Origin of the sequence: Azospirillum sp. B4 (assembly GCF_000333275.1) — a bacterium.
Classification (GTDB): Bacteria; Pseudomonadota; Alphaproteobacteria; order Azospirillales; family Azospirillaceae; genus Nitrospirillum.
The window spans coordinates 1-2011 of the sequence record NZ_BACU01000095.1 but is presented as its reverse complement, the minus strand read 5'-3'; the positions used below and the strand labels follow the sequence as shown (position 1 = coordinate 2011).

3 protein-coding genes and 1 pseudogene are annotated in these 2011 nt (G+C 71.2%); all 4 read left to right on the top strand.

Annotated features, from left to right (window positions below; all coding sequences use genetic code 11):
• Positions 1-441: pseudogene (locus I55_RS36815) on the top strand (hypothetical protein); the annotation flags it as partial.
• A gap of 46 nt (positions 442-487) precedes the next feature.
• Positions 488-1300 (top strand): hypothetical protein, encoded by an 813-nt coding sequence (locus I55_RS04845; protein WP_044559379.1) that lies wholly within the window; start codon positions 488-490, stop codon positions 1298-1300.
• Positions 1301-1311: 11 nt separating this feature from the next.
• Positions 1312-1764, top strand: a complete 453-nt coding sequence (locus I55_RS04840; protein ID WP_044559378.1) for a DcrB-related protein — start codon at positions 1312-1314, stop codon at positions 1762-1764.
• A gap of 2 nt (positions 1765-1766) precedes the next feature.
• A partial coding sequence (locus I55_RS04835) for a hypothetical protein (protein WP_044559377.1) occupies positions 1767-2011 on the top strand: 245 nt, incomplete at its 3' end.

The following is a 2011-nucleotide window of genomic DNA, read 5'->3' as shown; positions in this document are numbered from 1 at the left end:
CCGCAGGGCATGGAGGTGGTCGTCGCCTTCCTGGAGGGCAATCCCGACCGACCCGTCATCCTGGGATCCGTCCCCAACTCCGAGACCACGGCCCCCCTGGGCCTCCCCGCACAGCAGACACAGACCACCTTCCGCACCGCCAGCAGCCCCGGCGGCGGCGGCTTCAACCTCTTCACCCTGGAGGACAAGGCCGGCGCCGAGGAGATCGCCTTCCACTCCCAGAAGGACCTCTCCATGGTCGTCCAGAACAACATGTTCGAAAGCGTGGGCAAGAACCTGGTGATCACCGCCGGGGAACTGCTGGTGCTGCAGGTGGGCAGCAGCCACCTGCAACTGACCAAGGACAACATCATCCTGTCCACCAACGGCAGCACCGTGGTGCTGGACAAGGACGGGATCAGCCAGGACGGCCAGAAGATCTGGCTGAACTGCGCCAGTTGAGCGCCACCCCCACCCCCTCAGCCAACGCCTTCCGGGAGAGTTCCCGATGACCATTCTTCCCAGCCTGATCCAGCCCGGCGCCATCGGCAGCAGCCTGGGCATCCAGCCCTACACGCCCCTGTCCCTGTCGGCCGCGCCGGCCGGCTTTGGCTCGGCCGGCGACCTGGGCGCGCTGGCCAACGCGGCGGCCCCCGCCCTGCCCTCCTCCGTCGGCGCGCCCCTGGGCCAGGCGGCGCAGGCGGCCCAACTGCTGAATGGCCGCGGCGTGCCGGGCTTGGGGGGTGGTTCCGGCCTGGCCACCCCGTCGTTGGCGGCACCGTCGCTGGGCAGCCCCGGTTTGCCCGGCACGGCCCTGCCCGTCGCCGCATCCGCCGCGAACAGCGGTGCTTTGCCGGGGGCTCTGGCCACCCCTGGCGCCTCCACCGCATCCGGCCTGTCCAACCTGGCCTCCGCCGCCGGGGTGAACACAGGGCTACCGACGGCGCCCACGGTCACGACGCCGTCGTTCTCCGCACCCTCCATGACCGCACCCTCCGTGGCCGCGCCTTCGGTAAATGCACCCTCTTATTCCACCCCTTCCTATTCCGGTACGCCGCAGACCGCCGGCTGGGGCCAGCCGATGGGGGCGCAGCCGCCCGCCTACCCGGCATCCGGTTACCAAACGGCCGGTTACCAGACGGCCGCTTATCAACCCTCCGCCTTCGGCCAGCCCACGGTGCCAGGCCAGACGCCGACCCTCCAGACGCCCACTCTCCAGACGCCTACTCTGGGGCAACCCACCGTCACCGGCCTGCCCAGCACCGGTAGCGCCGACGCCGACAGCGCCGTCGCGGTCGCCCGCATCCTGGGTCAGATCTAAAGGACACGTCCATGCCACAGACCTGCCGCACCCTCGACTTCTCCATCCAGCTGCCGGACAGCTGGATCGACCGCTCCATGGTCGCCTGGTCCGCCCCGCCCAGCGGCAGCCCGGTGGTGCCGAACATCATGGTCGCCTACGACCGCCCGCAGGGGGAGGAGACGCTGGGCGCCTACGTCAACCGGCAGCTGAAGGACCTGATCGCCCGGGCGCGCAGCTTCCAGCTGGCGACCCGGCAGGATGTCATGCTGGCCGGACGCCCGGCGGTGGAGCTGGTCTTCCAGTGGGACGCTGGCGCCGGGCCCATCAAGCAGCGCCAGATCTACAGCCTGCTGCCCGACGGCCGCTGCATCTCCATCGTCAACACCGCCCGCCTGACGGAGTTCGCCGACGCCGACGCGCAATTCATGCAGATCCTGAACAGCTTCGCCTGGCCGGCGCCGGCCGCTGCCGCCGAGGCCTGACGATGGACGGTGGCGCACCGCAATACGGGGCTGCCCGGCTGGAGGATCCCATCCAGCATACCAGCGCCCTCGGCGGCTTCCTGGTGGGGGCCGCCATCGGCCTGGGGGCGGCCCTCGCCGTCATCGCGGTGGTGGGCACGGGCGGCGCGGCGCTGGGCGTCATCGCGGCGGTGGGCGGGGCCATGGCCGCCACCGGCGGCGGCGCCCTGCTGGGCGAAGCCCTGGGCAGCACTTCGCCAGCAAGTCC